Source organism: Acidovorax sacchari, assembly GCF_042847045.1.
Lineage (GTDB): Bacteria > Pseudomonadota > Gammaproteobacteria > Burkholderiales > Burkholderiaceae_C > Paracidovorax > Paracidovorax sacchari.
The window spans coordinates 339788-366370 of the sequence record NZ_AP035783.1; the positions used below are offsets into that span (position 1 = coordinate 339788).

The 26583-nt window shown below is 70.8% G+C and carries 26 protein-coding genes; 16 read left to right on the plus strand and 10 right to left on the minus strand.

Going from position 1 to position 26583, the window contains the following annotated elements:
- Positions 1-91: 91 nt before the first annotated feature.
- The 5 genes from ACGHC0_RS01545 (at position 92) to ACGHC0_RS01565 (ending at position 5403) form a co-directional block, all read left to right on the plus strand.
- Positions 92-1075 (plus strand): SMP-30/gluconolactonase/LRE family protein, encoded by a 984-nt coding sequence (locus ACGHC0_RS01545; protein ID WP_368353708.1) that lies wholly within the window; start codon positions 92-94, stop codon positions 1073-1075.
- Positions 1076-1180: 105 nt separating this feature from the next.
- Positions 1181-2308, plus strand: a complete 1128-nt coding sequence (gene glcE, locus ACGHC0_RS01550) for a glycolate oxidase subunit GlcE (RefSeq protein ID WP_415267249.1) — start codon at positions 1181-1183, stop codon at positions 2306-2308.
- A 7-nt stretch (positions 2309-2315) separates the two neighbouring features.
- Entirely contained in the window at positions 2316-3086 is a 771-nt protein-coding gene (locus ACGHC0_RS01555) for a YoaK family protein (RefSeq protein WP_415267250.1), read from the plus strand.
- A gap of 46 nt (positions 3087-3132) precedes the next feature.
- Entirely contained in the window at positions 3133-4392 is a 1260-nt protein-coding gene (gene glcF / locus ACGHC0_RS01560) for a glycolate oxidase subunit GlcF (RefSeq protein ID WP_415267251.1), read from the plus strand.
- A gap of 111 nt (positions 4393-4503) precedes the next feature.
- Complete coding sequence (locus ACGHC0_RS01565) at positions 4504-5403, plus strand: ProQ/FINO family protein (protein ID WP_415267252.1); 900 nt, start codon at positions 4504-4506, stop codon at positions 5401-5403.
- A 29-nt stretch (positions 5404-5432) separates the two neighbouring features.
- Here the strand turns inward: ACGHC0_RS01565 and ACGHC0_RS01570 are convergent, their stop codons facing one another.
- Entirely contained in the window at positions 5433-7076 is a 1644-nt protein-coding gene (locus ACGHC0_RS01570; RefSeq protein ID WP_415267253.1) for a hypothetical protein, read from the minus strand.
- 227 nt (positions 7077-7303) lie between these two features.
- Here ACGHC0_RS01570 and ACGHC0_RS01575 point away from each other — a divergent pair, with 227 nt between their 5' ends.
- Positions 7304-8017 carry a hypothetical protein gene (locus ACGHC0_RS01575; protein WP_368353714.1) on the plus strand — a complete coding sequence of 238 codons (714 nt, stop codon included), beginning with the start codon at positions 7304-7306 and terminating at the stop codon, positions 8015-8017.
- 12 nt (positions 8018-8029) lie between these two features.
- The gene (locus ACGHC0_RS01580; protein ID WP_368353715.1) at positions 8030-8503 is read left to right on the plus strand and encodes a hypothetical protein; all 474 of its coding nucleotides are present in this window, start codon (positions 8030-8032) and stop codon (positions 8501-8503) included.
- A 10-nt stretch (positions 8504-8513) separates the two neighbouring features.
- Here the strand turns inward: ACGHC0_RS01580 and ACGHC0_RS01585 are convergent, their stop codons facing one another.
- The 4 genes from ACGHC0_RS01585 to lplT form a co-directional block, all read right to left on the minus strand.
- Positions 8514-9008, minus strand: a complete 495-nt coding sequence (locus tag ACGHC0_RS01585) for a glutathione peroxidase (RefSeq protein WP_415267254.1) — start codon at positions 9006-9008, stop codon at positions 8514-8516.
- A 39-nt stretch (positions 9009-9047) separates the two neighbouring features.
- A complete protein-coding gene (locus tag ACGHC0_RS01590) occupies positions 9048-10091 on the minus strand; it encodes a TRAP transporter substrate-binding protein (RefSeq protein ID WP_415267255.1) in 1044 nt (347 codons plus the stop codon).
- A gap of 166 nt (positions 10092-10257) precedes the next feature.
- A complete protein-coding gene (locus tag ACGHC0_RS01595) occupies positions 10258-11133 on the minus strand; it encodes a DMT family transporter (RefSeq protein ID WP_415267256.1) in 876 nt (291 codons plus the stop codon).
- Between the two features lie 87 nt (positions 11134-11220).
- The gene (lplT, locus tag ACGHC0_RS01600) at positions 11221-12501 is read right to left on the minus strand and encodes a lysophospholipid transporter LplT (RefSeq protein WP_368353719.1); all 1281 of its coding nucleotides are present in this window, start codon (positions 12499-12501) and stop codon (positions 11221-11223) included.
- A gap of 138 nt (positions 12502-12639) precedes the next feature.
- On the opposite strand from lplT, the gene alr reads away from it, so the two are divergent.
- From alr to ACGHC0_RS01620, 4 genes are all read left to right on the plus strand, one after another.
- On the plus strand, positions 12640-13749 hold the full coding sequence (alr, locus tag ACGHC0_RS01605) for an alanine racemase (protein WP_415267257.1): 1110 nt from the start codon (positions 12640-12642) through the stop codon (positions 13747-13749).
- The gene (locus ACGHC0_RS01610; RefSeq protein ID WP_415267258.1) at positions 13749-14621 is read left to right on the plus strand and encodes a hypothetical protein; all 873 of its coding nucleotides are present in this window, start codon (positions 13749-13751) and stop codon (positions 14619-14621) included. Before alr ends, ACGHC0_RS01610 begins: the two co-directional genes overlap by 1 nt.
- Positions 14622-14829: 208 nt before the next feature.
- On the plus strand, positions 14830-15837 hold the full coding sequence (locus ACGHC0_RS01615; protein WP_368353722.1) for a cytochrome-c peroxidase: 1008 nt from the start codon (positions 14830-14832) through the stop codon (positions 15835-15837).
- Positions 15838-15962: 125 nt separating this feature from the next.
- Positions 15963-17558, plus strand: a complete 1596-nt coding sequence (locus ACGHC0_RS01620) for an ABC transporter substrate-binding protein (protein WP_415267259.1) — start codon at positions 15963-15965, stop codon at positions 17556-17558.
- A gap of 29 nt (positions 17559-17587) precedes the next feature.
- On the opposite strand, the gene fahA is transcribed toward ACGHC0_RS01620, so the two are convergent.
- Together fahA and ACGHC0_RS01630 are read right to left on the minus strand one after the other, a co-directional pair.
- Positions 17588-18856, minus strand: a complete 1269-nt coding sequence (fahA, locus tag ACGHC0_RS01625; protein ID WP_415267260.1) for a fumarylacetoacetase — start codon at positions 18854-18856, stop codon at positions 17588-17590.
- A 9-nt stretch (positions 18857-18865) separates the two neighbouring features.
- Positions 18866-19870: a Bug family tripartite tricarboxylate transporter substrate binding protein gene (locus ACGHC0_RS01630; protein WP_415267261.1), complete on the minus strand. Its 1005-nt coding sequence runs from the start codon at positions 19868-19870 to the stop codon at positions 18866-18868.
- A 120-nt stretch (positions 19871-19990) separates the two neighbouring features.
- Between ACGHC0_RS01630 and ACGHC0_RS01635 the strand changes: the two genes are divergently transcribed.
- Positions 19991-20770 carry an IclR family transcriptional regulator gene (locus tag ACGHC0_RS01635; protein ID WP_415267262.1) on the plus strand — a complete coding sequence of 260 codons (780 nt, stop codon included), beginning with the start codon at positions 19991-19993 and terminating at the stop codon, positions 20768-20770.
- Positions 20771-20987: 217 nt separating this feature from the next.
- Here the strand turns inward: ACGHC0_RS01635 and ACGHC0_RS01640 are convergent, their stop codons facing one another.
- The 3 genes from ACGHC0_RS01640 to ACGHC0_RS01650 all read right to left on the minus strand — a co-directional run bounded on the left by ACGHC0_RS01640 (position 20988) and on the right by ACGHC0_RS01650 (position 23079).
- Complete coding sequence (locus tag ACGHC0_RS01640; RefSeq protein WP_415267263.1) at positions 20988-21605, minus strand: glutathione S-transferase family protein; 618 nt, start codon at positions 21603-21605, stop codon at positions 20988-20990.
- A complete protein-coding gene (locus ACGHC0_RS01645; RefSeq protein WP_415267264.1) occupies positions 21602-22597 on the minus strand; it encodes a 2-dehydropantoate 2-reductase in 996 nt (331 codons plus the stop codon). The genes ACGHC0_RS01640 and ACGHC0_RS01645 overlap by 4 nt, the downstream gene beginning before the upstream one ends.
- A gap of 134 nt (positions 22598-22731) precedes the next feature.
- Entirely contained in the window at positions 22732-23079 is a 348-nt protein-coding gene (locus ACGHC0_RS01650; RefSeq protein ID WP_368353732.1) for a hypothetical protein, read from the minus strand.
- 302 nt (positions 23080-23381) lie between these two features.
- Between ACGHC0_RS01650 and radA the strand changes: the two genes are divergently transcribed.
- The 4 genes from radA to ACGHC0_RS01670 all read left to right on the plus strand — a co-directional run bounded on the left by radA (position 23382) and on the right by ACGHC0_RS01670 (position 26552).
- Positions 23382-24761: a DNA repair protein RadA gene (gene radA / locus ACGHC0_RS01655; RefSeq protein ID WP_368353733.1), complete on the plus strand. Its 1380-nt coding sequence runs from the start codon at positions 23382-23384 to the stop codon at positions 24759-24761.
- A gap of 85 nt (positions 24762-24846) precedes the next feature.
- Positions 24847-25320 (plus strand): glycerate kinase, encoded by a 474-nt coding sequence (locus ACGHC0_RS01660; protein ID WP_415267265.1) that lies wholly within the window; start codon positions 24847-24849, stop codon positions 25318-25320.
- Positions 25321-25365: 45 nt separating this feature from the next.
- Positions 25366-26304, plus strand: coding sequence for a branched-chain amino acid transaminase (locus ACGHC0_RS01665; RefSeq protein WP_019700822.1), 939 nt, complete (start codon positions 25366-25368; stop codon positions 26302-26304).
- 41 nt (positions 26305-26345) lie between these two features.
- Entirely contained in the window at positions 26346-26552 is a 207-nt protein-coding gene (locus ACGHC0_RS01670; protein WP_013592830.1) for a zinc-finger domain-containing protein, read from the plus strand.
- Positions 26553-26583 lie beyond the last annotated feature (31 nt).

Sequence of the window (26583 nt, forward strand, 5' to 3'; positions counted from 1 at the left end):
GGTGCCATGGCCGAATAATCGGTGCCGGGGCCCGGGAAGGCGGCTGCGGCGGTCGCGCCGCCGAAGGGCTCCCTACGAAAGAGGACACCGCATGCACCTGGACATGGACTGGCGCACGGGCAGCCTGGAGCCCGACGCGCTCGGCGAGTCGCCGTTCTGGCATCCGCTGGAAACCCGCCTCTACTGGGTCGATATCGCCGGCTGCGCGCTGGCCCGCTGGGAGCCCGACACCGGCCGCATCGACCGGTGGGCCATGCCCAGCGAGCCGGGCTGCATCGCCCCCGCGCGCACCGCGGGGGTGGCCAGCGGCCTGGTGATCGCGCTGCGCGACGGCATCTACCGGGCACGCGAATGGGGTGGGTCCTTGGTGCCGGTGGCCACGCTGCCCTACGACCCGGCCACGCAACGTGCCAACGACGGCAAATGCGACGCCCTCGGCCGTTTCTGGGTGGGGACCCTGCACGAGCCGCCGTCCGGGCAGCCGCGGGAGGCGGTGGGCGCGCTCTACTGCATCGACGGCCGCGGCAGCGCCAGCGCGCCCGTGGTGCGCCGCATGCTGGATGGCGTGATGACCGCCAACGGCCTGGCCTGGTCGCCGGACGGCCGGCGGCTCTACTGGGCCGATACCCCGGCCCACACGGTGAGCGCCTGGGAATGCGACGCGCACGGCGAACCCCAGGGCAGCCCGCGCGTGTTCCACTCCTTCCCGCCCAAGCCCGCGCAGTGGCGCCCGGGTGATCCCGGCTACGCGGGACGGCCCGACGGGGCCGTGGTGGATGCCGAGGGCCACTACTGGACGGCCATGTACGAAGGTGGCCAACTGCTGCGGCTGGCGCCGTCCGGCGAGATCGTGGCCGAGGTGCCGGTGCCCGTGGTGTGCCCCACCATGCCCTGCCTGGGCGGGGTCGGCGGGCGCGAGTTGTTCGCCACCTCGGCCCGCAAGGGCCGCCCCGAGGAGGAGGTCACCCGGCTGCCGTGGACCGGTTTCCTGCTGCGAGCGGGCCGGCCGGCGCCGGTACCGGGCCAGCCGGTGGCGTGGTACGAGGAGGCGGCCCTGCCGGCAGGGATGGATTGACGGGACACCCCTGGCGCCGCGAGGCGGCCGGCTTCACGCGCCGCGTTCAAAAAATTCAAGGGGCCTTGCGGTCTCCCGTTCCGGGGCTGCCGCTACGATGCAGTCATGGATTCCGCCCTCCGCCAGATCATCGAACGCGTGCGCGACAGTGCGCGCGAAGGCCGTCCCCTGCGCATCCGCGGGGGCGGTACCAAGGATTTCCATGGCGGCATGCCGCTGGCCGGCGAAGTGCTCGACACCCGTGCCTGCGCGGGCGTGGTGGACTACGAGCCGAGCGAACTGGTGGTGACGGTGCGCGCCGGCACCCCGCTCGCCGAGCTGGAGGCGCTGCTGGCCGGCCGGGGGCAGTGCCTGCCGTTCGAGCCGCCGCATTTCGGTGAGGACGCCACCGTGGGCGGCATGGTGGCGGCGGGGCTGTCGGGCCCGGCCCGCGCGAGCGCCGGGGCCGTGCGCGACTTCGTGCTCGGGGCGGAGATCGTCAACGGCCGCGCCGAATGCCTGCGCTTCGGCGGGCAGGTCATGAAGAACGTGGCGGGCTACGACGTCTCGCGGCTGATGGCCGGGGCCTGGGGCACGCTGGGTGTCGTCACCGAAGTGAGCCTGAAGGTGCTGCCCGTGCCGCCCGCGGAGGCCACCCTGTGCTTCGAGCTGTCGCAGGCCGAGGCGCTGCGGCGGCTGCAGGAGTGGGGCGGCCAGCCGTTGCCTTTGAATGCCAGCCGCTGGGAGGCCGGCCCGTCCGGTGCCGCGGACGGCGTGCTGCACTTGCGGCTGCGGGGTGCCGTGGCCGCCGTGGAGTCGGCCTGCCGTGCCCTGGGCGGACAGCTGCAATCGCCGCAGGCAGCTGCCGCGCAGTGGGATGCCTGCCGCGAGCAGGCGCTGCCGTGGTTCGCCGGCCGGCCCGCGGGCGCCGCGCTCTGGCGCCTGTCGGTGCCCCAGTCGGCTCCGGCCCTGGCATTGCCTGACGGGACATCCGGACCGCTGGTCGAATGGCATGGCGGGCTGCGCTGGGTGCAGGCCCCGCCAGCCCTGGGGCCGGCGCTGCAGGAGGCCGCGCGTGCCGTCGGCGGTGCGGCCACGCTGTTCCGCGCTCCGGCGGAATCTTCCGTCGTGCCGGCGGCCGGTACCGTGCCGGCGCAGCCCGCGGACGCGGCCCTGCAGCGCATCCATGACCGCTTGCGCGCGGCTTTCGATCCCTCGGGCATCTTCAACCCCGGACGGCGGGTGGCGGGGTAGGGCAAGTATGCGCCTGCTGCGGCACCTCATGGGGCGGCACCGCACGCCGTCCACCAACCGGCTGCTGGGCCTGCTGCTGGCGTTCAACGCGGGCGCGGTGAACGCGGGCGGCTTCCTCGTCGTGCACAGCTACACCTCGCACATGACGGGTTTCCTGTCCACCGTGGCCGACAACCTCGTGCTGGGCAACATGGCCCTGGTGCTGGCCGCCGTGGGCACGCTCTGGGCGTTCATGTCGGGCGCGGGCACCACCGCGATCATGGTGAACTGGGCGCGCCACCACCGGCTGCGCAGCGGTTTCGCGCTGCCGCTGCTGCTGGAAGCCGTGCTGATGCTGCTGTTCGGCCTCATGGGCGCGATCACGCTGGGCTGGCCCACGCCGTTCTCGGTGCCGCTCACGGTGCTGCTGCTGGCCTTCCTCATGGGGCTGCAGAACGCGGTGGTGACCAAGATGTCTTCTGCCCAGATCCGCACCACGCACATGACGGGCGTGGCCACCGACCTGGGCATCGAGATGGGCAAGATGCTCTACTGGAACCGGCGCGGCACTCCGCCCGAGGCGCATGTGCACTCCAACCGCGCCCGGATGGTGCTGTTCGCGAGCCTGCTGGGCATGTTCACGGCCGGCGGCATCGTGGGTGCGGCCGGCTTCAAGCACGTGGGCTTCGTCTGGGTGGTGCCGCTCGCGGCGGTGCTGCTGGGGCTCGCGCTCCCGCCGCTCGCATCGGACTTCGGGCACCTGGCCGCGCTGTGGCGTACGCGCCGCCACCGCCCTTGAACGCCCTGCGGGCCGACACCACGACATTCCCACGATAACGATCACCATGCAAACCCGACTCGCCCCCGAATTCCAGGACACGCCCGAAGGCCGCGAGGCCGAGGGCATCCTGCGCAAGTGCGTGCATTGCGGCTTCTGTACCGCCACGTGCCCGACCTACCAATTGCTCGGCGACGAGCTGGACGGGCCGCGCGGGCGCATCTACCTCATCAAGCAGGTGCTGGAGGGGGAGACTCCCACGCGCAAGACGCAACTGCACCTGGACCGCTGCCTGACCTGCCGCAACTGCGAGACGACGTGCCCGAGCGGCGTGCAGTACGGGCGCCTGGTGGATATCGGCCGGCGCATCGTCGAGGACAAGGTGCCGCGGCCGCTGCCCGAGCGCGCGCGCCGCTGGGCGTTGAAGGAGGGGCTGCCCTCGCCGCTGTTCAGGCCGGCGCTGAAGGCCGGCCAGGCCGTGCGCGGGCTGCTGCCCGCCGCGCTGCGCGCCAAGGTGCCGCGCCCCCAGGAGGCGGGCGCCTGGCCGGTGCGCGAGCACGCACGCAAGGTGCTCATGCTCGCGGGCTGCGTGCAGCCGGCGATGCTGCCCAACGTGAACCGCGCCACGGCGCGCGTGCTGGACGCCGCGGGCATCCAGACCGTGATCGCCGCCGGCGAGGGCTGCTGCGGCGCGGTGAAGTTCCACCTCAACGACCAGGACGGCGGCCTCGCGCAGATGCGCGCCAACATCGATGCCTGGTGGCCGCACGTGGAGGCGGGGGGCGTGGAGGCGATCGTGCTCAATGCCTCGGGCTGCGGCGCCACGGTGAAGGAGTACGGCCACCTGCTGCGCCACGACCCGGCCTACGCCGCGCGGGCGGAGCGCATCAGCGCACTGGCGCGGGACCTGTCCGAACTGCTGCCGGACATGCTGCCCGCGCTTGCCGAGCGCCTGGAGGGGCGGATCGATCCCCCGCGCGCGCTGCTGGCCTACCACCCGCCCTGCACGCTGCAGCACGGCCAGAAGCTGCGCGGCGGGGTGGAGGCCCATCTGGCCCGCCTGGGCTTTCGCCTGCGCGTGGCGCGCACGGAGTCGCACCTGTGCTGCGGCTCCGCCGGCACCTACTCGCTGCTGCAGCCGGAGATCGCCGGCCAGTTGCGCGACCGCAAGCTCGGCGCGCTGGACGAGGCGTGCGCGGAAGAGCCGCCCGCGGCCATCCTCTCGGCCAATATCGGCTGCATCACGCACCTGCAGAGCGGCACCCGGGTGCCCGTGCGGCACTGGGTGGAGGTACTCGACGAGGCCCTGCGGCCGGGCGCCGTCTAGCGCCGTGCAGGGGCCGCGCGCGGCAAACTGGCATGATGGCGGGTTTTACGCCGCGTGGCCATGCCGCGCAGCCGGGCCGCACGCCCTGACCAGACCGCATCCTTGATTGCCATGACCGACAACGCGACCGCAGAAGCAACCCAGAACCCCGTCCCCGCCGCAGCGGACGACGCGCAGGCCGTGGCCGGCCGCGAAGACGCAATGGACAACGCCGCGCCGGCCGCCACCGGCGATGCTCCCGAGGCCGGCGAAGCCCGCACGCCCCGCGCCGGCCGGCGTGGAGGCCGGGGCCGCGGAGGCGCCCGCAACCGCTCCGCGGGCGAGCCCGCCGCCGCGCCAGGCGCTGCCGCGCCGCAGGCCCAGGGCCCGCGCCGCACGCATCCCGTGCTGGAACAGCTGGCAGGCTTCTATCCGCACCTCTTCGGCGCGCAATTCCTGCCACTCAAGCGCGGCATCTTCCAGGACCTGCAGGACGCCCATCCCGGCGCTTTCGAGAAGGACGACCTGAAGGCCGCGCTGGGCATCCACACCCGCTCCACCCGCTACCTGCAGGTGGTGGCCGAGGGCCGCCCGCGCCACGACCTGCAGGGCCAGGCCGTGGAGGCCATGGCGCCAGAGCATGTGCACCACGCGCTGCTGGAGGTGTTCCGCCGCAAGAAGCCGCGCGACGGCGAGGACCTCACCGCCAAGCTGCGCCGCCGCATCGCCCAGGCGTACGAAGCATCGGGCCTCACGCGCGATGCCTACGACGCGCTGGTGCGTGGCCGTGACGAGCGCGCCAATGCCGTGCTGGACGAAGCCTTCGCCGAAGTCGCCGAGCGCGATGCCAAGGCCGAGGCCCTGCTGCGCGCTTTCGAGGCCAGCGGCAGCACGGTGGATCAGTTCGCCGACATGTACGGCCTGCAGCCGCGGGCGGCCGAGCGGCTGCTGCAGCGTGCGCGCCAGATGCGTGCAGCGCCCGTGCCTGCGGCGGCTCCGGAGGCTCCCGAGCCGCCGCCGGCCTCGGCCTGAGCCATCCGGCCGGCGCCCGCTGCGGCTTTTCAGCGGGGCTGCTGCAGTTGGTCGCGGGTGCAGAGGCTGCTGTTGCTGCCCATGCACCCTGCCGTGATGAGGTATGGCACGTTGACTGAATGGCGCAGGTAGCCGCGCAGCATGCCATTGGCGTCCACCGTGAAATATCCGCTGCGGTATTCGGTGTTGGTTGCGCCTTCGGAGGCCTGGCAATTCAGTGAACCGGACGTTGCCAGCCCATCGCCGGCGAGGTTGTAGGTACCCCGGTACTGGCAGTTCTTGTAGGCCCCCATGGCAATGGTGTCCATGCGAAACACGCCGTCGCGTGCGACGAGGTCGATGTCGATCGAATCGCTGGCAGGGTAGGGGGAGCTGTAGCCCCGGCCCTCGAAGGCCTTGTCAAAACGCACGGTGTGGTCTTCGTAGCGGTAGCGCGAGATGCGCCGCGGCGTGTCGCCGGGCAGTGTGATGGTGCCCGTGGTGGGACTGTTCAGCACCAGTTGCGCGGTCCCCACGCTCGCGGCCTCCTGCCCGGGAGTGACGGCCCCTCCAATCACGGGGCCGTTGCGGAACTCCTTGAGGGGGATTCCGTAGTTGCGTACCTGAATCATGTCCACCGGAGCAGAGCCCTGCAGGAACAGCGAGGAGCCGTCGGCACGGTATCCGAGGTACGACACGACCAGCGCCCCGCTGCCGGGCAGGTTATCGATCTGCAGGCTGCGCCCCGGCCGTCCGTTCAGTTCGTCGTCGAAGCTCCACATTCCCGTCTGCAGTGCGAAGCCGCCGTAGAAGTGCGTCGAGCAGGGCCCGGGCGTGCCGGAGTTGACCGCGCCGGTCATCCAGCAGGCCCCCGCCGCGACGACGCTGGTGCCGTCGATCTCCATCTTTGCGGAGAGAAAGCCCTGGCTGTCGAACCGGAGCCGTTCGATCTTGTAGGTGCCCTGCTGCTGCGCGCCGGACGCATCCGTGCAGACCTTCGTGCCTTGCGAGGTCAGGCTTCCGCCCTGCACCTGGTAGGGGCCCGAGTAGGCACAGAGACTGCCGTCGCTGCTGCTGAGCTGTTCCAGCCGGAGGTCGCTGTCGGACAGCCGCATCCGGTACGTTGCCGTCCGGGGTGACCGGCTCGCCTGGGAATACAGCCCGATCTCGATCTGCCGGTCGAAATCGCGCGACAGTTGCTGGTTGCCATACGTGAAGCGGGAGATGCGCCGCGGCGCCTCGCCTGGCAGCGTCACGGTGCCGGAGGTGGGCGTGTCGAAGGCCAGGCGCAGCGTGCCGACGCTGCCCGCCACCTCGCCGTTGGCGGCGCCCCCGCCGATCACCGGGCCGTTGCGGAACTCGCGCAGCTCGCCCGTGAAGCCGTTGTCGTCCTGCGCGCGGTAGCCGCTCGCCTGCAGGAAAAGCGAGGAGCCATCGGCGCGGTAGCCCAGGTACGAGACGACCATGCCGCGCCCCAGCTGGGTGTCGATCTGCAGACTGCGGCCGGGCTGGCCGGTGAGTTCGCCATCGAAGGCCCACATGCCGGGCTCGGGCTCAGCGCCCGCCGCCGCGGTGGTTTGCGCCCAGGCCGGCGCGACGCCTGCCGCGGAAGCGGCCAGGGCAAGCGCGCACGCCAGAGCAAGGCGTGCCGTGCGAGCGCGCCGGGAGTGCCGGGCGATGATGGCGTTCTGCATGGGTTTTCCCCCCTGTCATGCGAAGTGAATGCGAAGTATTTACTAAAGCGTAAAACTCGCTCTTTGCCTACCCCTCCTGGGTAGGCTTCTGGTATCAATGGATACCAAAAATGACCTTTGTGACGGGTCGTTGCGCAACCGCGGCGTCCTGCGCTGGTACGGTTGGCACCAGCTTCACGGCACCACTTTTTCCGGAACGGGGCGCGTCAGAACGGGCAGGAGGAGACATGACGACCGACAACGACAATTCCGCAAAGGACCGCTCAGCGTTCGAGACCGCCATCTGGATGCTCAAGGTGGAGATGGGCAATGCCGGCGCGCACATGACCATCGACGCGAATGCCCGGCTCGCCTATACCCGCCAGATCGACGCCATGGCCAACGAGCTGCGCGCGCAGGCCCTGTCGGGGAACATCACCTGGGCGCAGGCCGCCCAGCAGGCGCAGGACACGCGCAACGTGATCATGGAAGTGATCCGCGGCCGCAGCACCCCGTTCGGGCGGGCCATGGCGCAGCAGCTCAAGGCCGAGGGCAAGACGCTCAATGAACTCATCGCGCGCAAGGTGCAGCAGCTGCACGGCCCGGGCGCGCAGTTCGACCGGCTCACGGCGGCACAGCAGAACGGCGTCTATGCGGAGATCGTGAAATCCGCGGGCAAATCCAACCCGCGCGTCACCCAGACGATGCGGGGGCTGTCGCGCGCGGGGCGGGGTCTCATCGTGCTGTCGCTGGCACTGTCGGTCTACAACGTGGCGACGGCGCAGGACAAGGTGGCGGCGGCCGGCAGGGAGGTGGCCGTCACGGGAGCCGGCATCGGCGGCGGCATCGCCGGCGGCGCGCTCGCGGGCCTGGCCTGCGGTCCGGGGGCTCCGGTCTGCGTCGCGGTCGGGGCCTTCGTGGGCGGGGCGCTGGCCGCTTTCGGCGTGGACATGCTCTGGTGAGGCGCCCGGCCCATGGATGTCCTCGCTCCCGAAGAACTCTCCCTCCACCTCCTGCGGGAGGCCGACGCGCGGCACAAGCCGCTGAGCGACATCGTGCTGGCCGGGCAGCGCACGGGCCGCACCGTGGAGGCCGCGCTGCTGGAGGCGGCGTTCCGCTGCGACAGCGGCTATCTGCTGTTCACCACCGACGATGTGCCGGACGAGGAATTCCTCGGCATCCACCTCTTCAGCCCCACCCTCGAGCTGCTGGACTCCGCCACCCTCGGCGGCATGTATTCCACCGGCAGCTTCCTGCTGCTGGGCGTGGAGGGAACGGACACGGTGCGGTTCCGGTTCATCGGCGGCACCGACTGGCGGCTGAGGGTGCTGCCCCGGCCCCGCCTGCGCGTGCCCCTGATGCCGGAGGCGCGCGGGGTGTCGAGGCCGCTGGGATTCTCGCGCCGCTTCGAGATCACCGGACGGCCGCAGCGCGAACTGTCGGACTGACCGGGGTGGCTCAGGGCGCGGGGCTGGCGAGCGCCGCCTCGATGTCCCTGGCGAGCGACGCCGGTTTGTCGGTGGGCGCGTAGCGGCGGATCACCTGGCCGTCCCGGCCGATGAGGAACTTGGTGAAGTTCCACTTGATGGCCTTCGTGCCGAGCAGGCCCGGGGCTTCCGCGGTCAGCCAGCGGTAGAGCGGCGGCGCCTCGGATCCGTTCACGTCGATCTTGGCCATCATCGGGAAATCCACGCCGTAGTTGCGCTGGCAGAACGTGGCGATCTCCCCGTTCGATCCCGGATCCTGCCGGCCGAACTGGTTGCAGGGAAAGCCCAGCACGACGAGCCCGCGGTCCGCATAGCGCTGGTGCAGTTCCTGCAGGCCCGCGAACTGAGGCGTGAAGCCGCAGGCGCTGGCGGTGTTCACGATGAGCAGCACGCGGCCCTCGTACTGGCGCAGGGGCACCGTCTGGCCGTCCATCTGCAGGGCATCGAAATCGTAGGCGCGGGTCATGTCGGGCATTCTCCGGAAAGCCCCGCAGGCCCGGCGCGGTCAGGGCGACTTCGCCGTTGCGGGAGTCCCATTGTCGCCAGCGAAGTAGGGGATCAGCACGCGGTTGCCTTCGCTGCCCGTGGCGCGCAGGTATTCCACCGCCAGGTTCTCGCCGAGCCGGCGCATCTCGCGCCGCAGTTCCGGCTCGGGCGTCTCCACCCGGATGCCGTTGCGTGCGAGTTCGGCCATCGAGGCCGATGAAGCCGCATCGCTCGCGGCCCACCCGCGTTTCTGCGCCTCCTCCGCGGCTGCCTGCACTGAACGGCGCGTGGCTTCCGGCAAGGCCATCCATTTCGCCTTGTTCGCGATCACGAGGTTCTTGGGGTACCAGCCGCGCACGTTGTAGAAGTACTTCACGGGAGACTCCCACACCCTGCCGTCCACGCCCGTCGCGGGCGAGGTGAACATCGCGTCCACGCGCCGGTCTGCCAGGGCCTGCGGTATGCCCTGGGTCGGTACCTCCACCGGCGTGGCGCCCACGAGTTGCGCGAGGCGCTCGGTACTGGGGTTGTAGGTGCGCATCTTCGCGCCGCGCAGATCGGTGACGGAATGGATGGGCCGCACGGTGAAAAGGCCCTGCGCCGGCCACGGCACGGCATACAGCACGACCAGGCCCTGGCGGTCCAGCGCCTCCTGCAGGACGGGGCGCTGCGCATTCCAGAAGCGCAGCGCGTCCTCGTAGCTGTTCACGATGAAGGGCAGCGTGTCCGCCCCGGCGATCTTCGCGTCGCCGGAGAGGGCGCTGAGCAGCACCTCGCCCGCCGCGATCTCGCCCGAGCGGACCTTGGCCGCGATCTCGGAGAGCTTCGCCGCACTGTTGTCGGGACGCAGTTCGACAACCAGGGCGCCGCGGGTCCGGGCATTCACGTCGTCTGCGAACTGGCGCAGGTTCACCGTGTGGAAGAGGGCGGCGGGGTAGCCTGAGGCGAGCGTCCAGGGGGCAGGCTCGGCCGCCCTGGCCGGCAGTGCCAGGCAGGCGACGGCCAGCGCCGTGGCGCCTGCCCGGCTGAAGCGGCGGCGGGCGGGACTGGAGAGAGGGGGCATGGGGACGGCTCCTGGACTGCGCGGAGCCACCGATGCGGCAGCGAGGACGCGCTGTGCCGCGATGATCGCAACAACCCTCCCCCCGGCTGGACGGAAAGTGCAGGCAAATCCGCTTTGCGGAACGGATCCGCGCGAAAACAGGATCGTTCGTTGTTTTTCGGCCGATTCAGCGCCGCTGCAGCGAGGCCAGCAGCGCGGCCAGCACGATCATCCCGCCGCCCAGCAGGGTGCGCGGCTGCAGCGTGGCCGCCGAGAGCAGCACCGACGATACGCTGGCGAACACCACTTCGGAGAGCATCACGATGGCCGTCGTCCCTGCCGCGAGCCGGGACGCGCCGAACTGCAACGCCCAGTTGCCCAGCAGCAGCACGCCCGCGAGCAGCGCCGCCGTGGCGATCCAGGTGGCGTTCGGGGCGGGGAAGGGCTCCACCACGCCCACATGCAGGCCGATGGTGCCCACCACGAGCGCCATCAGCATGCAGCCGCCGAACATCGAGAACATGCGGGCCTCCCCCGGCACCGCATGCAGGCGCCGCAGCGTGACGTTGGTGAGCGCGAACATGAAGCCGCCCAGCAGGGCGAGGCCGTCGGCCATCGTCAGCCCGTGCAGCAGTGCCCGCCCGGAGGCGCCCTCGGGCCAGATCACCAGCACCACGCCCGCGAAGGCCAGCGCCAGCCGTGCGATCGCCCCGGCCGTGGGCCGCTCCCCGAGCACCTTCCAGGCCAGCAGCACCGCCCAGGCGGGCATGAGGTAGAACAGCAGGATCACGCGCACCACGTCGCCCACGGTGACCGCCCAGTTGAAGGCCACGTTGTTCAGGCCCGAACTGAGGGCGAGCAGCCACAGCTGCGGATGCGCGCGCACCTGCGCCCAGAGGCCCGGGCGCAGCGCCAGCAGCGCGATCAGCACGCCGCAATACATCAGTGCCGTGGCCCAGAGCGGGTGCAGGCCGGCCCCGTGCATCAGCCGGAAGGGCCACCATGCCAGCCCCCAGACGAAGGCATTGAACAGCAGGGCGAGGATGGGCAGCGGGGAGGTCATGGGAAATCCGGGCCGCGATGGCGGCGGGTGCCTGGACGCGGATGCCCCGCGCTCCGGCGCCGGGCGCGGCCCGCGGGGGCCGGTGCTTCAGTGGTGGTGGTCGTGCCGCGCGATGTGCAGCAGGTGTTCCACCTCGTCGTGATAGCGGGTGCAATTGTGGATGTGCCAGCGCCGGATCAGCCACATCACGCCCGCCACCACGAGACCGAAGACCGTGATCGCGCCGAACACCGACAGCCCCATCTTGAGCGACAGGCTGTAGAACGCGCCCAGCCCGAGGATGGCCGCCTGCTCGTTGAAGTTCTGCACGGCGATGGAGCGGCCCGCGCCCATGAGGTTGTGGCCGCGGTGCTGCAGCAGCGCGTTCATGGGCACGACGAGGTAGCCGCCCAGGCCGCCCAGCAGGATCAGGAAGGGGATGGCGATCCAGATGCTCTTGATGAAGACCATCAGGATCAGCAGCACGCCCATGGCGATGCCCAGCGGGATGACCTTGGTGGCCATGTCCAGCCGCATGCGCATGGAGGCCACCACGGCCCCCACCGCGGTGCCGATGGCCACCACGCCCGTGAGCGCCGAGGCCTGGGTGGTGTTGTAGGCCAGGGCGGCGGCTGCCCAGGCCAGCACGATGAACTTCAGGTTGCCGCCGGCGCCCCAGAAGAGGGTGGTGGTGGCCAGGGAGATCTGCCCGAGCTTGTCGCGCCAGAGGCGGTTGTTGCAGGCCCAGAAATCGGGCAGCAGCGCCAGCGGGTTGCGCGGCATGGGGCGCATCTCGACGCCGGTGTGCGGGATGCGGGTGTTGAACCAGGCCGCGGCCAGGTACACCGCGATGAGCGTGGCGATGGCCGCCTCGGCCGCGGTGTCCACGCCGGTGTCCACGAACGGGATGTCCACCGACAGCAGCCATCCGGAGATGTTGGGGCCCACCAGCTGTCCGCCCAGCAGCACGCCCAGGATGATGGAGGCGATCGTGAGGCCCTCGATCCAGCCGTTGGCCTTGACCAGTTGGGAGGCCGGCAGCAGTTCGGTGAGGATGCCGTACTTGGCGGGGGAATAGGCCGCGGCGCCCAGGCCCACCACCGCATAGGCGATGAGCGGATGGGAGCCGAACAGCATCATGAGGCAGCCGACGACCTTGATCGCGTTGCTCACGAACATGACCTTGCCCTTGGGCATCGCGTCCGCGAAGGCGCCCACGAAGGGCGCCAGCACCACGTAGAACAGGGCGAACATCGGCACCAGCGCGGCCCGCTGCCATTCCGGGGAGCCGTTGGTGCGCAGCAGTTCGACGGCCGCCACGAAGAGTGCGTTGTCGGCCAGCGAGCTGCAGAACTGCGCCGACATGATGGTGTAGAAACCGCGCTTCATCGAATGGCTGGTGGTGCATCAGCGGAACTGATGCCCTGTTAAATCTCGGACCCGGCTGCAAGTGACTGGCGGTTATATCACGCGCCCTGTACGCTCCGATGCCAGAATTCCTCCCTTTCTGCCTGCCGTCCAGTCCCCATGCCTCGCCCCATACAAGCCACGATCCATACTGCTGCACTGCAGCAAAACCTGGCGCGTGCCCGTGCCGCCACGCCTGACGCCCGCGTGTGGGCCGTGGTCAAGGCCAATGCCTACGGCCACGGCATCGAGCGCGCGTTCGAGGGGTTGCGCGGGGCGGACGGCTTCGCGTTGCTGGACCTGGGCGAGGCCGAGCGGGTGCGCCAGCTGGGGTGGCGGGGACCCATTCTGCTGCTGGAGGGGGTGTTCGAGCCGCGCGACCTGGAACTGTGCTCGCGCCTGTCGCTGTGGCACGCGGTGCACTGCGACGAGCAGATCGACTGGCTCTCCGCGCACAAGACGCATGCGCCGCACCGCGTGTTCCTCAAGATGAATTCGGGCATGAACCGCCTGGGGTTCCCGCCGGAGCGCTACCGGGCGGCCTGGGCGCGGCTCAATGCCCTCCCGCAGGTGGACGAGATCTCGTTCATGACCCACTTCAGCGACGCCGACGGGCCGCGCGGCATCGCCCACCAGATCGATGCCTTCTGCACTGCCACGCAGGACCTGCCGGGCGAGCGCACGGTCAGCAACAGCGCCGCCACCCTGCGCCATGCCGGCGGCGACGCGCGGGTGCGCGCCGACTGGGTGCGCGCGGGCATCGTGCTCTATGGCGGCGCGGCCGACCACCCCGAGCACACGGCGGCGCACTGGGGCCTCGCGCCGACCATGACGCTGTCGGCGCGCATCATCGGCACCCAGCAACTGCAGGCCGGCGACACCGTGGGCTACGGCTCCACCTTCACCGCGGACCGGCCGATGACCATCGGCGTGGTGGCCTGCGGCTATGCCGACGGCTACCCGCGCCACGCCCCCACGGGCACGCCGGTGCTGGTGAACGGCGTGCGCACGCGCATCGTGGGCCGCGTGAGCATGGACATGATCACCGTGGACCTCACGCCGTTGCACGAGGCCGGCGTGGAGGCCGGCACGGGCAGCGAAGCCACGCTCTGGGGGCGCGCAGCCTGCGGCGCGGTGCTCGGCATCGACGAGGTGGCGCAGGCGGCCGGCACGGTAGGGTATGAACTGATGTGTGCGCTCGCTATGCGCGTGCCGGTGGTGGTGGACTGATGCCCTCCGGGCGGGCGCGGCCCGGCCAGCGCGCCGGGGGATCGAGCTGGCGCCGCGTGCGCACGCCCGGGCGCACGCTGGAGGCGTCGCTGCTGAGCCGCTACCGGCTGCGCGTGCACGGCTGGTGCATCGGCGCCTTCATGATGGCCTTCATGTGGGCGGTTTCGCACACGCAGATGGTGCTGGGCGTGGAGTCGCTCGCCGTGCGCTACCTCGCCACGCTCGGGGCCGGCTATGCCGCCTACCTGCTGGTGCTGCGGCTCTGGGCGGCGCGGCTGGTCCGGCGGCCTGCGGGCCGGTCGCGGAACCGGGACGAGGACGGCCCCGATCCCTCCAGCGGAATGGACGTGGCCGATGCGGCCGAAGCCCTGTACGACGCCGGCGATCTCGCGGCCCGGGCGGTACGGGGTGCCGGCGGACGCGCGCCGGCGCTGCCCCGGTCCGGCGGCGGCGATTTCGCGGGGGCGGGCGCGGATGGCCATTTCGGGGACGCCCTCGGCGACATGGCGGGCAACGCCCTGGGCGCCGCCGCCGAGGCCGACGAGGGGGCTGTGGTGGTCGTGCCCGTGGTGGCGATCTTCCTCATCGGCGCGGCCGTGCTGTTCGGTGCGGGAGCGCTCGCGCTGCTGTACTTCGGCTTCGACGTGCTGCTGGCCGTGGCGGTGGAACTGGCGTTCTCCTATGCCACGGCGCGCGCCACCATGGGCGTGGAGCGCGCGGGCTGGCTCGCGGCCGCCGTGCGCCTCACCTGGAAGCCCCTGCTGGGCGCGCTGCTGTGCGCAGTGGTGCTCGGGGCCGCGCTCGACCGCTTCCTGCCCGAAGCGCGGTCGCTGCCGCAGGCGGTGCGCATGCTCCAGGGCGGCCACCGCTGAACCGCCTTGCCGGGCGCATCCGGCAGAGTCACCGCGTCGGTGACTTTTTGCGCTGACGCAATCTGCGGCGCACATTCCCCGCGCCCGCCTGCGCGTTTGCGATGGGTCAAGCGCGCCGCGGGCCGGGCTCCGAAGAATGGTTTCACGGCAGCACGGCGCGGGCGACACCGCGGCGGCTGCCGGATGCCATCACACAAGGAGCCCTCCGATGAGAACGCCTGTATTCCTCCTGCGCGCCGCGTTCGGCGCCTGGGCCTGCGCGGCCCTGGTGGCCGGGACGGCCACGCATGCCGCAGAACCCGTGCAGCCCGTGACCGTGCCGCAGGTGAAGGACCCTGCCCGGGTCGAACTCGGCAAGAAGCTGTTCTTCGATCCGCGCCTGTCGCGCTCGGGCTTCATTTCCTGCAATTCCTGCCACAACCTCGGCATGGGCGGCTCGGACAACATCCGCACATCCATCGGCCACAAGTGGCAGCAGGGACCGATCAACTCGCCCACCGTGCTGAACGCCAGCCAGAACCTCGCGCAGTTCTGGGACGGGCGCGCCAAGGACCTCAAGGAACAGGCCGGCGGCCCGATCTCCAACCCTGGCGAGATGGGCTTCACGCACGAACTCGCGGTGGACATGCTGCGCTCCATCCCGCAGTACGTGGCTGAATTCAAGACCGTGTTCGGCACCGACCGACTCACGATCGACGAGGTGACCTCTGCCATCGCGGCGTTCGAGGAAACGCTGGTCACGCCCAATGCGCGCTTCGACCAGTGGTTGCAGGGCAGAAAGACCGCCATCGACGCGCAGGAGCTGCGCGGCTATGAACTGTTCAAGTCCAGCGGCTGCGTGGCCTGCCACAACGGCCCGAACCTGGGGGGCGGCTCCTTCCAGAAGATGGGCCTCGTCGAGCCCTACAGGACCACCAACGCCGCCCAGGGCCGCGCGGGCGTGACGGGCAAGGACGCGGACCGCTTCCTCTTCAAGGTGCCCACGCTGCGCAACGTGGAGCTCACCTACCCGTACTTCCACGACGGCGGCGCCGACACGCTGGCGCAGGCGGTGGACGTGATGGGCCGGCTGCAGCTCGGGCGGCGCTTCACCGATGGCGAGAACGCCGACATCGTGGCGTTCCTCAAGACCCTCACGGGCGAGCAGCCGAAGATCGTGCTTCCGATCCTGCCGCCGTCGAGCGACAAGACACGGCGCCCACAGCCCTTCGATTGAAGGATGCGGCCTGCGCCCGCCGCCCGCATATCGATACAACCACAAAGTCGTTCAGCGGGCACGGCCGGCTTGGCATAGTGGCTGCCTCGCTGCGGAGCAGCCCATCCCGAGACCAAGACACCACCATGCGAATTTCCCGCACCCTCCTGGCGGCCGCGCTCGCGGCCTCGCTCACGGCAGCCCTGCCCCTGGCCGCGCAGGCGGCCACCTTCCGCTTCGCCCGTTCGGCCGACGTGACCACCTGGGACGTGCATGCCCACAACGTGGGCCCGAACAATGTGCTGCATTCGGCGGTGTACGAGACGCTGGTCGAATACAACAGCAAGACCTTCAAGCCCGAGCCGCAGCTGGCCACCGCCTGGAAGCAGGTGAGCCCGACCCAGCTGCGCCTCACCCTGCGGCAGGGCGTGAAGTTCAGCGACGGCTCGCCGCTCACGGCCGAGGACGTGAAGTTCTCGCTGGAGCGCGCGAAGGCCAGGACTTCCAACTACGCGGTCTATGCGCAGGGCGTCGACCGCGTGCAGGTGGTGGATGCGCAGACGATCGACATCTTCTCGGACGTGCCCAACCCGGTGCTGGTGAACCAGCTGACCGAACTGCGCATCCTGAGCAAGCCCTGGGCCGAGAAGAACAACGCGACGACCCCGAAGGACATCAAGACCAGCGACGAGCCCTACACGCACCGCAACGCGCTGGGCACGGGTCCGTTCGTGCTCAAGTCGTGGTCACCCGACCAGCGCACCGTGCTCGCGGCCAACCCCCACTGGTGGGGGAAGGGAAAATTCGCCGGCAACGTGACCGATGTGGTCTATACCCCGATCAAGTCCGATGCGACCCGCACCGCGGCGCTGCTGTCGGGCGAGGTGGATTTCGTGCTCGACCCCAGTCCGCAGGACATCGCGCGCGTGCGCCAGACGCAGGGCTTCAAGGTGCTGGAAGGCCCGGAAAACCGTACGCTGTTCCTGGGCCTGGACCAGTTCCGCGAGGAGCTTCCCGGCTCGAACGTGAAGGGGACGAACCCGCTCAAGGACGTGCGCGTGCGCCGGGCGCTCTACCAGGCCATCGACATCCAGACCATCCAGCGGGTGACGCTGCGCGGTCTCGCGCAGCCCACGGGCGCGCTCATCGCGCGGCAGGTGAACGGCTGGACGCAGAAGGCCGACGCGCGCTGGCCCTACGACCCCGCTGCCGCGCAGAAACTGCTGGCCGACGCGGGCTATCCGCAGGGCTTCGAGGTCGATTTCGCGTGCAGCGCGGGCCGGTACACGAACGATGAGCAGCTCTGCCAGGCGATCACGGCGCAGTGGGCCAAGGTGGGCGTGCGCGCCAAGCTGCGCACCCAGCCGTTCGCCACGTATTTCCCGATGATCCAGCGCAACGAGGCCAGCATCTACCTGCTGGGCTGGGGCGTGCCGACCTTCGACGCGTTCTACTCGCTGCAGTCGCTGGTCCGCTCGCCCGGCGCGGGCGGCGACGGCAACTTCAACCTGGGGCGCTTCTCCGATCCGCAGCAGGACGCGCTGATCGAGCGCATCAAGAAGGAGACGGACCTGTCCACGCGCAACGGCCTCATCGAGCAGGCCCTGTTGAAGGACCACGAGCTGATCTCGCACATCCCGCTCTACAACCAGATCATTCCCTGGGCCGCCACCCAGAAGGTGGCGCTGCCGCACCGCGCCGACAACCGCATCGACTGGCGCGTGCTGAAGGTGGAACAATGACCGGCCCCGGGCGCGCGTGAGCGGCGCCGTCAGCCGCCCGTGATCGTCCCGCTCGCCTCGCCCAAGCCGATGCGCGCCGCGCCTTCGCGCTCGCACCAGCCGCGCAGCGTGACCGTGTCGCCGTCTTCCAGGAAGCTGCGTTCCTCGCCGGACGGCAGGCGCACGGGCTGGCGGCCGGCCACGGCCAACTCCAGCAATGAGCCGGCCTCACCCGGGCCGGGCCCCGACAGCGTGCCCGAGCCGAGCAGGTCGCCGCTCTGCAGGTTGCATCCGTTCACCGTGTGGTGCGCCACGAGCTGCGCGGGCGTCCAGTAGGCGGCGCGGGTGGTGTCGGTGCGCGAGAGCACGGCCGGCGGCAGTCCCTGCGCGCGCATGCGCTCCGTCTGCAGCAGCACTTCGAGCGTGATCGCGAAGGCGCCCGCGGCGCGGTGGGCGGGCGCGTCCAGGTAGGGCAGCGGCTGCGGGTCTGCCTCGGGCCGCGTGAAGGGCGCGCGGAACGGCGCCAGCGCTTCCAGCGTGACCACCCAGGGCGAGAGGGTGCTGGCGAAATTCTTCGAGAGGAACGGCCCCAGGGGCTGGTACTCCCAGCCCTGGATGTCGCGCGCGCTCCAGTCGTTGAAGAGCGCGACGCCGAACAGGTGGTCCTCCGCCTCGCCGATGCCGATGGGCTCGCCCTGCGCGTTGCCTGCGCCGACGAACCAGCCCAGTTCCAGCTCGTAGTCCAGCCGGCGGCTAGGGGAGAGCACGGGCGCGACGGCGTCGGGCGCCTTGAGCTGGCCGCGGGGACGCCGCACCGCCGCTCCGCTCACGCCGATGGAGGACGCGCGGCCGTGGTAGCCGATCGGCACCCACTGGTAGTTGGGCAGCAGCGGGTTGTCGGGGCGGAACTGCCGGCCCACGTTGGTGGCGTGGTGCACGCTGGTGTAGAAGTCGGTGTAGTCGCCGATGCGGCAGGGCACGAGCATCGTGGTGCCCGCCTGCGGCAGCAGCGCGTCCTGCCATGCGGCCTGCTGCGCGCTGCCGGCGGCGAGGCCCTGCGAGAGGCGCGCGCGCAGGGCCCGGCGCGCCTGCGGGCCCGCCGCCATCAGCGCGTTCATGTCGTCGCCGGCCACGAGGCCCGCGGCCTGCAGGTCCAGGATGCGGTCGCCGATGGCCACGCCTATGCGGGCGCCGCCGTCCTGCGCGCGGAAGCGTCCGAAGGGCAGGTTCTGGATGGGAAAGTCGCAGCCCGCGGCGTTGGCGGATTCGACCCAGCTGCGCAGTGCCGGGTCATGGGTGGCGTCGGTGTGCTGTGGCATGGCAGGGCCTCAGTCCACGGTCATCCCGGCCGTGCGGGCCACCTTCCCCAGGCGGTCGTACTCGCGCAGCGTCAGCGCTCCCAGTTCGGCCGCGGAGGAGCCGCGCGGCGTGAAGCCGGCCGCCTGCAGGCGGTCCTTCACGGCGGGATCGGCCAGGGCCTCCTGCAGGGCCTTGTCCAGGCGCTGCACCACCGCGGCCGGCATTCCGGCGGGGCCATAGACCCCGAACCACGGCTCCACCGAATAGCCGGCCAGTCCCGCCTCGGCCAGGGTGGGCACGTCGGGCAGGGCCGGCGAGCGCTGCGATCCGGCCACGGCCAGCGCCCGCAGCTTGCCGGCCTGGATGTGCGGCAGCGACGCGGGCAGGTTGTCGAAGGCCACGGGCACCTGGCCCGCGATCAGGTCGGTGATGAGCGGGGCGCTGCCCTTGTAGGGCACGTGCGTCCATTCGGTCTTGCTCAGCTGCCCGAACAGTACGCCGGCCAGGTGCATGGAGGTGCCCGCGCCCGCGGTGGAGAACGGCAGGCCGGGGTGCTTGCGTGCGTAGTCGATCAGCTCGGCCACGTTCTTCACGGGCAGCGCGGGGCCGGCCTCCAGCACGATGGTCGATTGGCCCAGCAGGCCCACGGGCGTGAAGTCCTTGCGCGGGTCGAAGGGCATCTTCTTGTAGATGTGCGGGTTCAGCGCGTTGGTCGAGATCGCGCCCATGCCCACGGTGTAGCCGTCCGGCGCGGCCTTGGCCACCGCGTCCATGCCGATGTTGCCGCCTGCGCCGCCGCGGTTGTCGATGACGACGGGCTGGCCCAGCGTCTGCGCCATGCGCGCGCCCACCGTGCGCGCCACGAGGTCGGTGGTGCCGCCGGCCGCGTAGGGCACGATGAAGCGGATGGGGCGGGAGGGGAAGGTTTCCTGCGCGGCCAGGGGGCCGGCGGCGGCGCCCAGCAGCAGGGCCGCGGCGGCGCCCAACGCCGCGCGGCGCGGCATGGAGGGGGAACCGGAAAGGATGGAACGCATGTTGTCTCCTGGTTGTTCGTTGCCGCGATTGTGGCCAGCCTGTCCGGCCAGGTCAGCAGTTTGTCCACGGTGTGGACAAGAAGCGGCGGGATTCCATTCCCCGGCGGGTATGCTGGCGCCATGACCACCGTGGTGCTCGACCGCGTCCTGCGCATCCTCGACCAGCTCTCGCGCTACGACGCGGGAGGCCTCTCGCTGTCGGACATCGCCCGCCAGTCGGGCATACCCCATCCGACCGTGCACCGCCTGCTGCGCGATCTCGCGCAGGCGCGCCTCGTGACGCTGCTGCCCGATGGGCGGGGCTACGTCCTGGGTCGGCTGGCCTTCGAGGTGGGTCTGGCCGCCCGCGCGCGGCACGACGTGGCACCGCTCTTCGCGGCCCACCTGCGCCGCCTGGCGGAAGCCACGGGCTACGCCGCCTACCTGTTCGTGCGCAGCGGCCTCGAAGCGGTCTGCCATGACCACACCCATGCGCAGCGGCTCGATCCGCCCCTGTCCGTCACCGTGGGCGGCCGGCGGCCGCTGGGCGTGGGCGCCGCGGGCCTGGCCCTGCTGGCCGCGCAGGACGATGCCCGGGTGGAGGCGTCGCTCGCCGCCCATGCGGGAGTGCTCGGGCGCTACGGCGGGCTCGACGTCGTGTCGCTGCGCACGCTCATCGCGCAGACGCGCGCCCTGGGCTATGCCCGCAGCGGCGGCTGCCTCAACACCAACACCGCCGCCGTGGGCCATGCCGTGCGTGACCCGGGCGGCTGCGCCTTCGCGGCCGTGAGCCTGTCCACCACCGTCGCGCGCCTCACGCAGCGCGAGGCCGCCCGCCTGGCGTCGCTGCTGCGCGCGGAGATCGCGCAGATCGAGCCGCGCGTGCGCTTCGCCTGGAGCGACGAAGCCGCGCTGCGGTGATGCGCATGACGCGGCGCATCCCCCGTATGCACGTCGTGCCACCACGTTCCATGGAAGCCCGCACGGCGCCACCCCTCCGATGGCCGCGGAGCAGGCCATGCCAGCAGACGCGCCGCGGCTCCGAGCCTGCCTGCGCAGGCTTGGACGTGCACGAAGGGCAGCCGCCTCTGGCGGCAGCGCGGAGCGGCGCAGCCGCTAAGGGGGGGTGTCCTTTCTTTCAGGCCAGTGCCTGCTGTACCGCCGGACGCGCCGCCACGCGCTGAGAGTGAGCGTGGACCTTGGGAAAGCGCGCGATGTCCACCCCGTCGCTGGCCAGCCAGCCGGCCACGGTGAACAGGTAGCCATCAGCCACCGTGTAATGGTCGCCCATCACCCAGGGGCCGTCGCCGAGGCTGTGCTGCTCGATCATCTCGAAGCACTCGGTCATGTTCTGCGGCACCTTGCGCTGCATCGCGGCGATGGCCTCGGGCTCGTCCGCCCAGCGGACCGCGCGGGGACGGTGCGCATGGGCGACATGCACGGTGGAGGCCAGGTAGCTGTGGAACTCCTGCATGCGCGCGAAGCGGTAGGCATCGGTGGGCGCGAGGCGTGCTTGCGGGAACCGCTGCGCCACGTAGGCGAGCAGGGCGGGTGTCTCGGTCAGCGTGCCCTCTTCGGTGACCAGCGCGGGCACGCGGCCCTTGGGGTTGATGGCGAGGTATTCCGGGCTGCGCTGCCCGCCGGCCGAAAAATCGACGCGCACCAGGCGGTGCTCCGCGCCGGCTTCGTGCAGGGCGATGCGCACCGCCTGCGCGCAGGTGCCGGGAGCGTAGTAGAGGGTGAGGGCAGGGGTCATGGTCGGGTCTCGTTGCGAAGGGAAAGGCGGTTGGATGCGAACAGGCGCACCAGGCCCAGCAGCGCATCGGTGTGGGGCGTGGGCACGCCGGTGGCGCGGCCGAGTTCGTGCACTGCTCCCACCAGGGCGTCGATCTCCAGCGGCTTGCCGGCCTCCACGTCCTGCAGCATGGATGTCTTGAAGGCGCCGAGCTTGCGCGTCACCGCGTGCCGGTCCTCGGGTTGCTGGTCGATGCGCAGGCCCAGGCGCTCGCCGATGGCCTTGGCCTCCAGCATCACGGCGGAGACGAAGCCGCGCACGAGCTCGTCGTCCAGGATGCGGTCGGTGGTGGCGCCGGTCAGGGCGCTGATGGGGTTGATCGTCATGTTGCCCCACAGCTTGAACCAGATGTCCTGCTGGATGCGCGGGGACTGTTCCACCTCGATGCCGCCGCGGGCGATGAGCGCCGAGAGCGCCTCCAGGCGCGGGGTGGTGCCGCCGGCGGCCTCGCCCAGGATGAGCCGGTTGCCGAAATGCTGCCGCACGATGCCGGGCCCGTCGACCGAGCAGCTGGCATGCACCACGCCGCCGACCACCCGCTGGGTGGGAATGGCGCGTGCCAGCGTGCCGCCCGGGTCCACGGAGGCCAGCTCCCGCCCATGGGCCGGGCCGGAGCATCCCTCCAGGAACCACCATGGCACGCCGTTCATGGCCGTGAGCACGGTGGTTTCGGGGCCCAGCAGCGGGGCGATGCGCGCGGCCACGTCGGGCAGGGCGGGGGCTTTCACGGCCAGGACGACCGCATCCTGCGCACCGAGCGCGGCCGGATCATCGTGGGCCGCGACGGGCGCGGCCTCGCAGGTGCCGTCCGGCCGGATGCAGCGCAGGCCCCGGGTGCGCAAGGCATCCAGTGTGGGACCCCGCGCCACGAAAGACACATCGGCACCGCCGCGCGACAGCGCCATGCCCAGCCAGCCGCCGATGGCGCCGGCACCATAGATCGCAACCTGCATCGTCTCCTGCCTCCTCGGGATCGCGCCGCCATGGGCGCGGAATGGCCCGGCGCACGAAAAAGCCATGCGCCGGGCCCGGGAGGGCTATTGTGCTGCGGGCGGGATGCGCGCGTCCCGCAGCGGGTGGGGATGCGTCAGCGTGCGGCGCTGGCGGCGTCGGATGCCGCGGAGGCGGGGGGCGTGGTCGCCGTGCCGCCGAAGACGGCACCGCCGGAGGGGGCGGAGGACGCCGCGCCAGGGGCCGTTCCCCCGAAGACCGCACCGCCGGAGCTGCTTCCGGTGCCCGACGTGCCCGCATCGGAAGCCGGTGGCATGGTCGCCGGGGCCGGCGTGGTGGCCGGAGCCGGCGTGCTGGACGGCGTGGTGTTCACATTGCTTTCCTTGTTCCGGTCGCAGGCGGACAAGGCCAGCACCGAAGCCAGCGCGATCGGTGCGGCCACCAGCCAGCGGCGCGATGCGGAAAGTGCGGTGTTCTGGGTCATAGGTTCGTTCTCCGTTCTAGGAAACAAGGCGGCGCCATGCCGCCGGGAGGCCCATCCTAGGGAGGCCGCAGTCCATGCGGAGTAGGATAGGGTTGACGACGCATTTGCTTACGGTTGCCCCCGCTTTCCTGCGCGGTGCGCCGTTGCCCGACCCGTGAAAATCGGCATCGCCGGCCCCATCTGCATGCGTTGCGACTGCTGTCCACGCCTCCATGCGGATGGCCCGTGTGTCTCCGCGTGGTGTTTCTCGCCGCCCCCTGCTCCATTTTTTCCTGGCCCGCATCCCGCGGGCTCCCTCTGCCATGGCCAAAGACAAGACCGTTTTCACCTGTACCGAATGCGGGGGCACCAGCCCGCGCTGGCTCGGCAAGTGCCCCGCCTGCGGGGCCTGGAACACGCTGGTGGAGTCCGTCGCCGAGGCCGGGCCGGGCAAGAACCGCTACAGCACGCCGCAGCATGCGGGCCTGGCGCAGTCGCAGCCGGTGACGCCGCTGTCGGCCATCGAGGCCGCCGACGTGGCGCGCACCGCCAGCGGCATCGAGGAGCTCGACCGGGTGCTGGGCGGCGGGGTGGTCGAGGGCGGCGTGGTGCTCATCGGCGGCGACCCGGGCATCGGCAAGTCCACCCTGCTGCTGCAGGCGCTCGATGCGCTGCAGCGCCTGGGCCTGCCTACGCTCTACGTGACAGGCGAGGAAAGCGGCGCGCAGGTGGCGCTGCGCTCGCGCCGGCTGGGACTGGACCACAGCCAGGTCAATGTGCTGGCGGAAATCCAGCTGGAGAAGATCCTCGCCACCGTCGAGGCGACACAGCCTGCCGTCGCCGTGATCGATTCCATCCAGACCGTGTATTCCGACCAGCTCACCAGCGCGCCGGGCTCGGTGGCCCAGGTGCGCGAATGCGCGGCGCACCTCACGCGGGCCGCCAAGACCACCGGCGTGTCCATCATCCTCGTGGGCCACGTGACCAAGGAAGGCGCGCTGGCCGGTCCGCGCGTGCTCGAGCACATGGTGGACACGGTGCTGTACTTCGAAGGCGACACCCACAGCCAGTTCCGGCTGGTGCGCGCCATCAAGAACCGCTTCGGCGCGGTGAACGAGATCGGCGTGTTCGCGATGACCGAGAAGGGGCTGAAGGGCGTGACCAACCCCAGCGCCATCTTCCTGAGCCAGCACAGCGAGCCGGTGCCCGGCAGCTGCGTGCTGGTCACGCTGGAGGGTACGCGGCCCATGCTGGTGGAGATCCAGGCGCTGGTGGACGAGGGCGGCCCGAGCCCGCGCCGCCTGTCGGTGGGCCTGGACCGCGACCGCCTCGCCATGCTGCTGGCCGTGCTGCACCGCCATGCGGGCGTGGCCTGCATGGATCAGGACGTGTTCGTCAATGCCGTGGGCGGCGTGCGCATCAGCGAGCCGGCGGCCGACCTGGCCGTGATGCTGGCCATCACCAGCAGCCTGCGCGGCAAGCCCCTGCCCAAGGGGTTTCTCGCCTTCGGCGAAGTGGGGCTGGCGGGCGAGGTGCGGCCCGCGCCGCGCGGCCAGGAGCGCCTGAAGGAGGCCGCCAAGCTCGGCTTCACCCTGGCCGTGGTGCCCAAGGCCAACGCGCCCAAGAAGCCGATCGAGGGCCTGACGATCCACGCAGTGGAACGGGTGGAGGAGGCGATGGAGGTGGTCCGCGGCATGGGGTGAATTCCCCCCCTGAGTCGCCTTCGGCGCCTTCCGCGTAAGCACCATCCACAGCGAGGGGCTTGCTCCGGCCGACGACAATCGGCGCATGAACCTGCTGCGCCGCTTCTTCATTCCCGTCCTCATCGCCCTGCTCGTCATCGCGGCCTACCGCTCGTACGGCTGGCAGGGTGTTTTCGCCGTCGGCGGGGGGCTGCTCATGTGGGCGCTGCTGCATTTCACGCGGCTCATGAACATCATGCGCAAGGCGGCCGACCGGCCCATCGGCTACGTGGGCAGCGCCGTCATGCTGAACGCCCGCCTGCGCGAGGGCGTGAACCTGATGCACGTGGTGGCGATGACGCGCTCGCTGGGCGAACTGCTGTCGCCCGAGGGCGAGGAGCCCGAGCGCTACCGCTGGACGGACGGCACGCAGTCACACGTGACCTGCGAGTTCCGCGGTGGCCGCCTCGCCGCCTGGGAACTGGTGCGGCCGGTGGCGGAGGCGGATGCCGGGGCCGGCGGCACGGCGAGCGGCGCTTCCGACGCGCTGCCGCCCGCCACGGGGCCGTCCGCGCCGTAAAATCGCAGGCTTTGCGGCAGCATGCCCCCGGAAAAAAGGAATCCCATGAGCCCCGTAGTTCCCTCGATGGCCGACCGTGACGGCAAGATCTGGATGGACGGCCAGATGGTGGATTGGCGCGACGCCAAGATCCACGTGCTCACCCATACGCTGCACTACGGCTGCGGCGCGTTCGAGGGCGTGCGGGCGTACCAGACCCCCCAGGGCACGGCGATCTTCCGCCTGCAGGAGCACACCGAGCGGCTTTTCAACAGCGCCAAGATCCTGCGCATGCAGATCCCCTTCACGCAGGACGAGGTGAACGAGGCCCAGCGCGCCGTGGTGCGCGAGAACCGGCTCGCCTCCTGCTACCTGCGCCCGCTCACCTGGATCGGCTCGCAGAAGCTGGGCGTGTCGCCCAAGGGCAACCAGATCCACCTGATGGTCGCGGCCTGGGCCTGGGGCGCGTACCTCGGCGAGGAAGGCATGCAGCGCGGCATCCGCGTGAAGACCAGCAGCTACACGCGCCACCACGTCAACATCACCATGACGCAGGCCAAGGCGGTGAGCAACTACACCAACTCGATCCTGGCCAACATGGAAGCCACGGAAGACGGCTACGACGAGGCCCTGCTGCTCGATTCCGCCGGCTTCGTGTCCGAGGGCGCAGGCGAGAACATCTTCGTGATCAAGAACGGCGTGGTCTATACGCCCGACCTGTCCGCCGGTGCGCTCAACGGCATCACGCGCAACACCATCCTGCACATCTGCAAGGACCTGGGGCTGGAGCTCGTGCAAAAGCGCATCACGCGCGACGAGGTGTACATTGCCGACGAGGCGTTCTTCACCGGCACGGCCGCCGAGGTCACGCCCATCCGCGAACTCGACCGCATCGCCATCGGCGCGGGCAGCCGCGGCCCCGTGACCGAGAAGATCCAGGGCGCGTTCTTCGACATCGTGAACGGCCGCAATCCGAAGTACGCCCACTGGCTCACGCTGGTCTGACCCCTTTTTGTTTTTCCTGTCCGCACAGCGCGACCCCCACCATGACGCAAGCCATCATCGAACTGCTCGCCAAGGACCTGAACCCGCAGGGCGGCGTCTTCTGCCCGAGCCCCAAGGCCGACATGAAGGTCTGGAACACCCACCCGAAGGTGTACCTGGACGTGGCCCACACGGGCGAGGCCAAGTGCCCCTACTGCGGCACGGTGTACCGCCTGAAGGCGGGCGAAACGGTTCGCGCGGGCCACTGAGCCGCGGCCGCCCTGGCGCGCCCCGATGTGC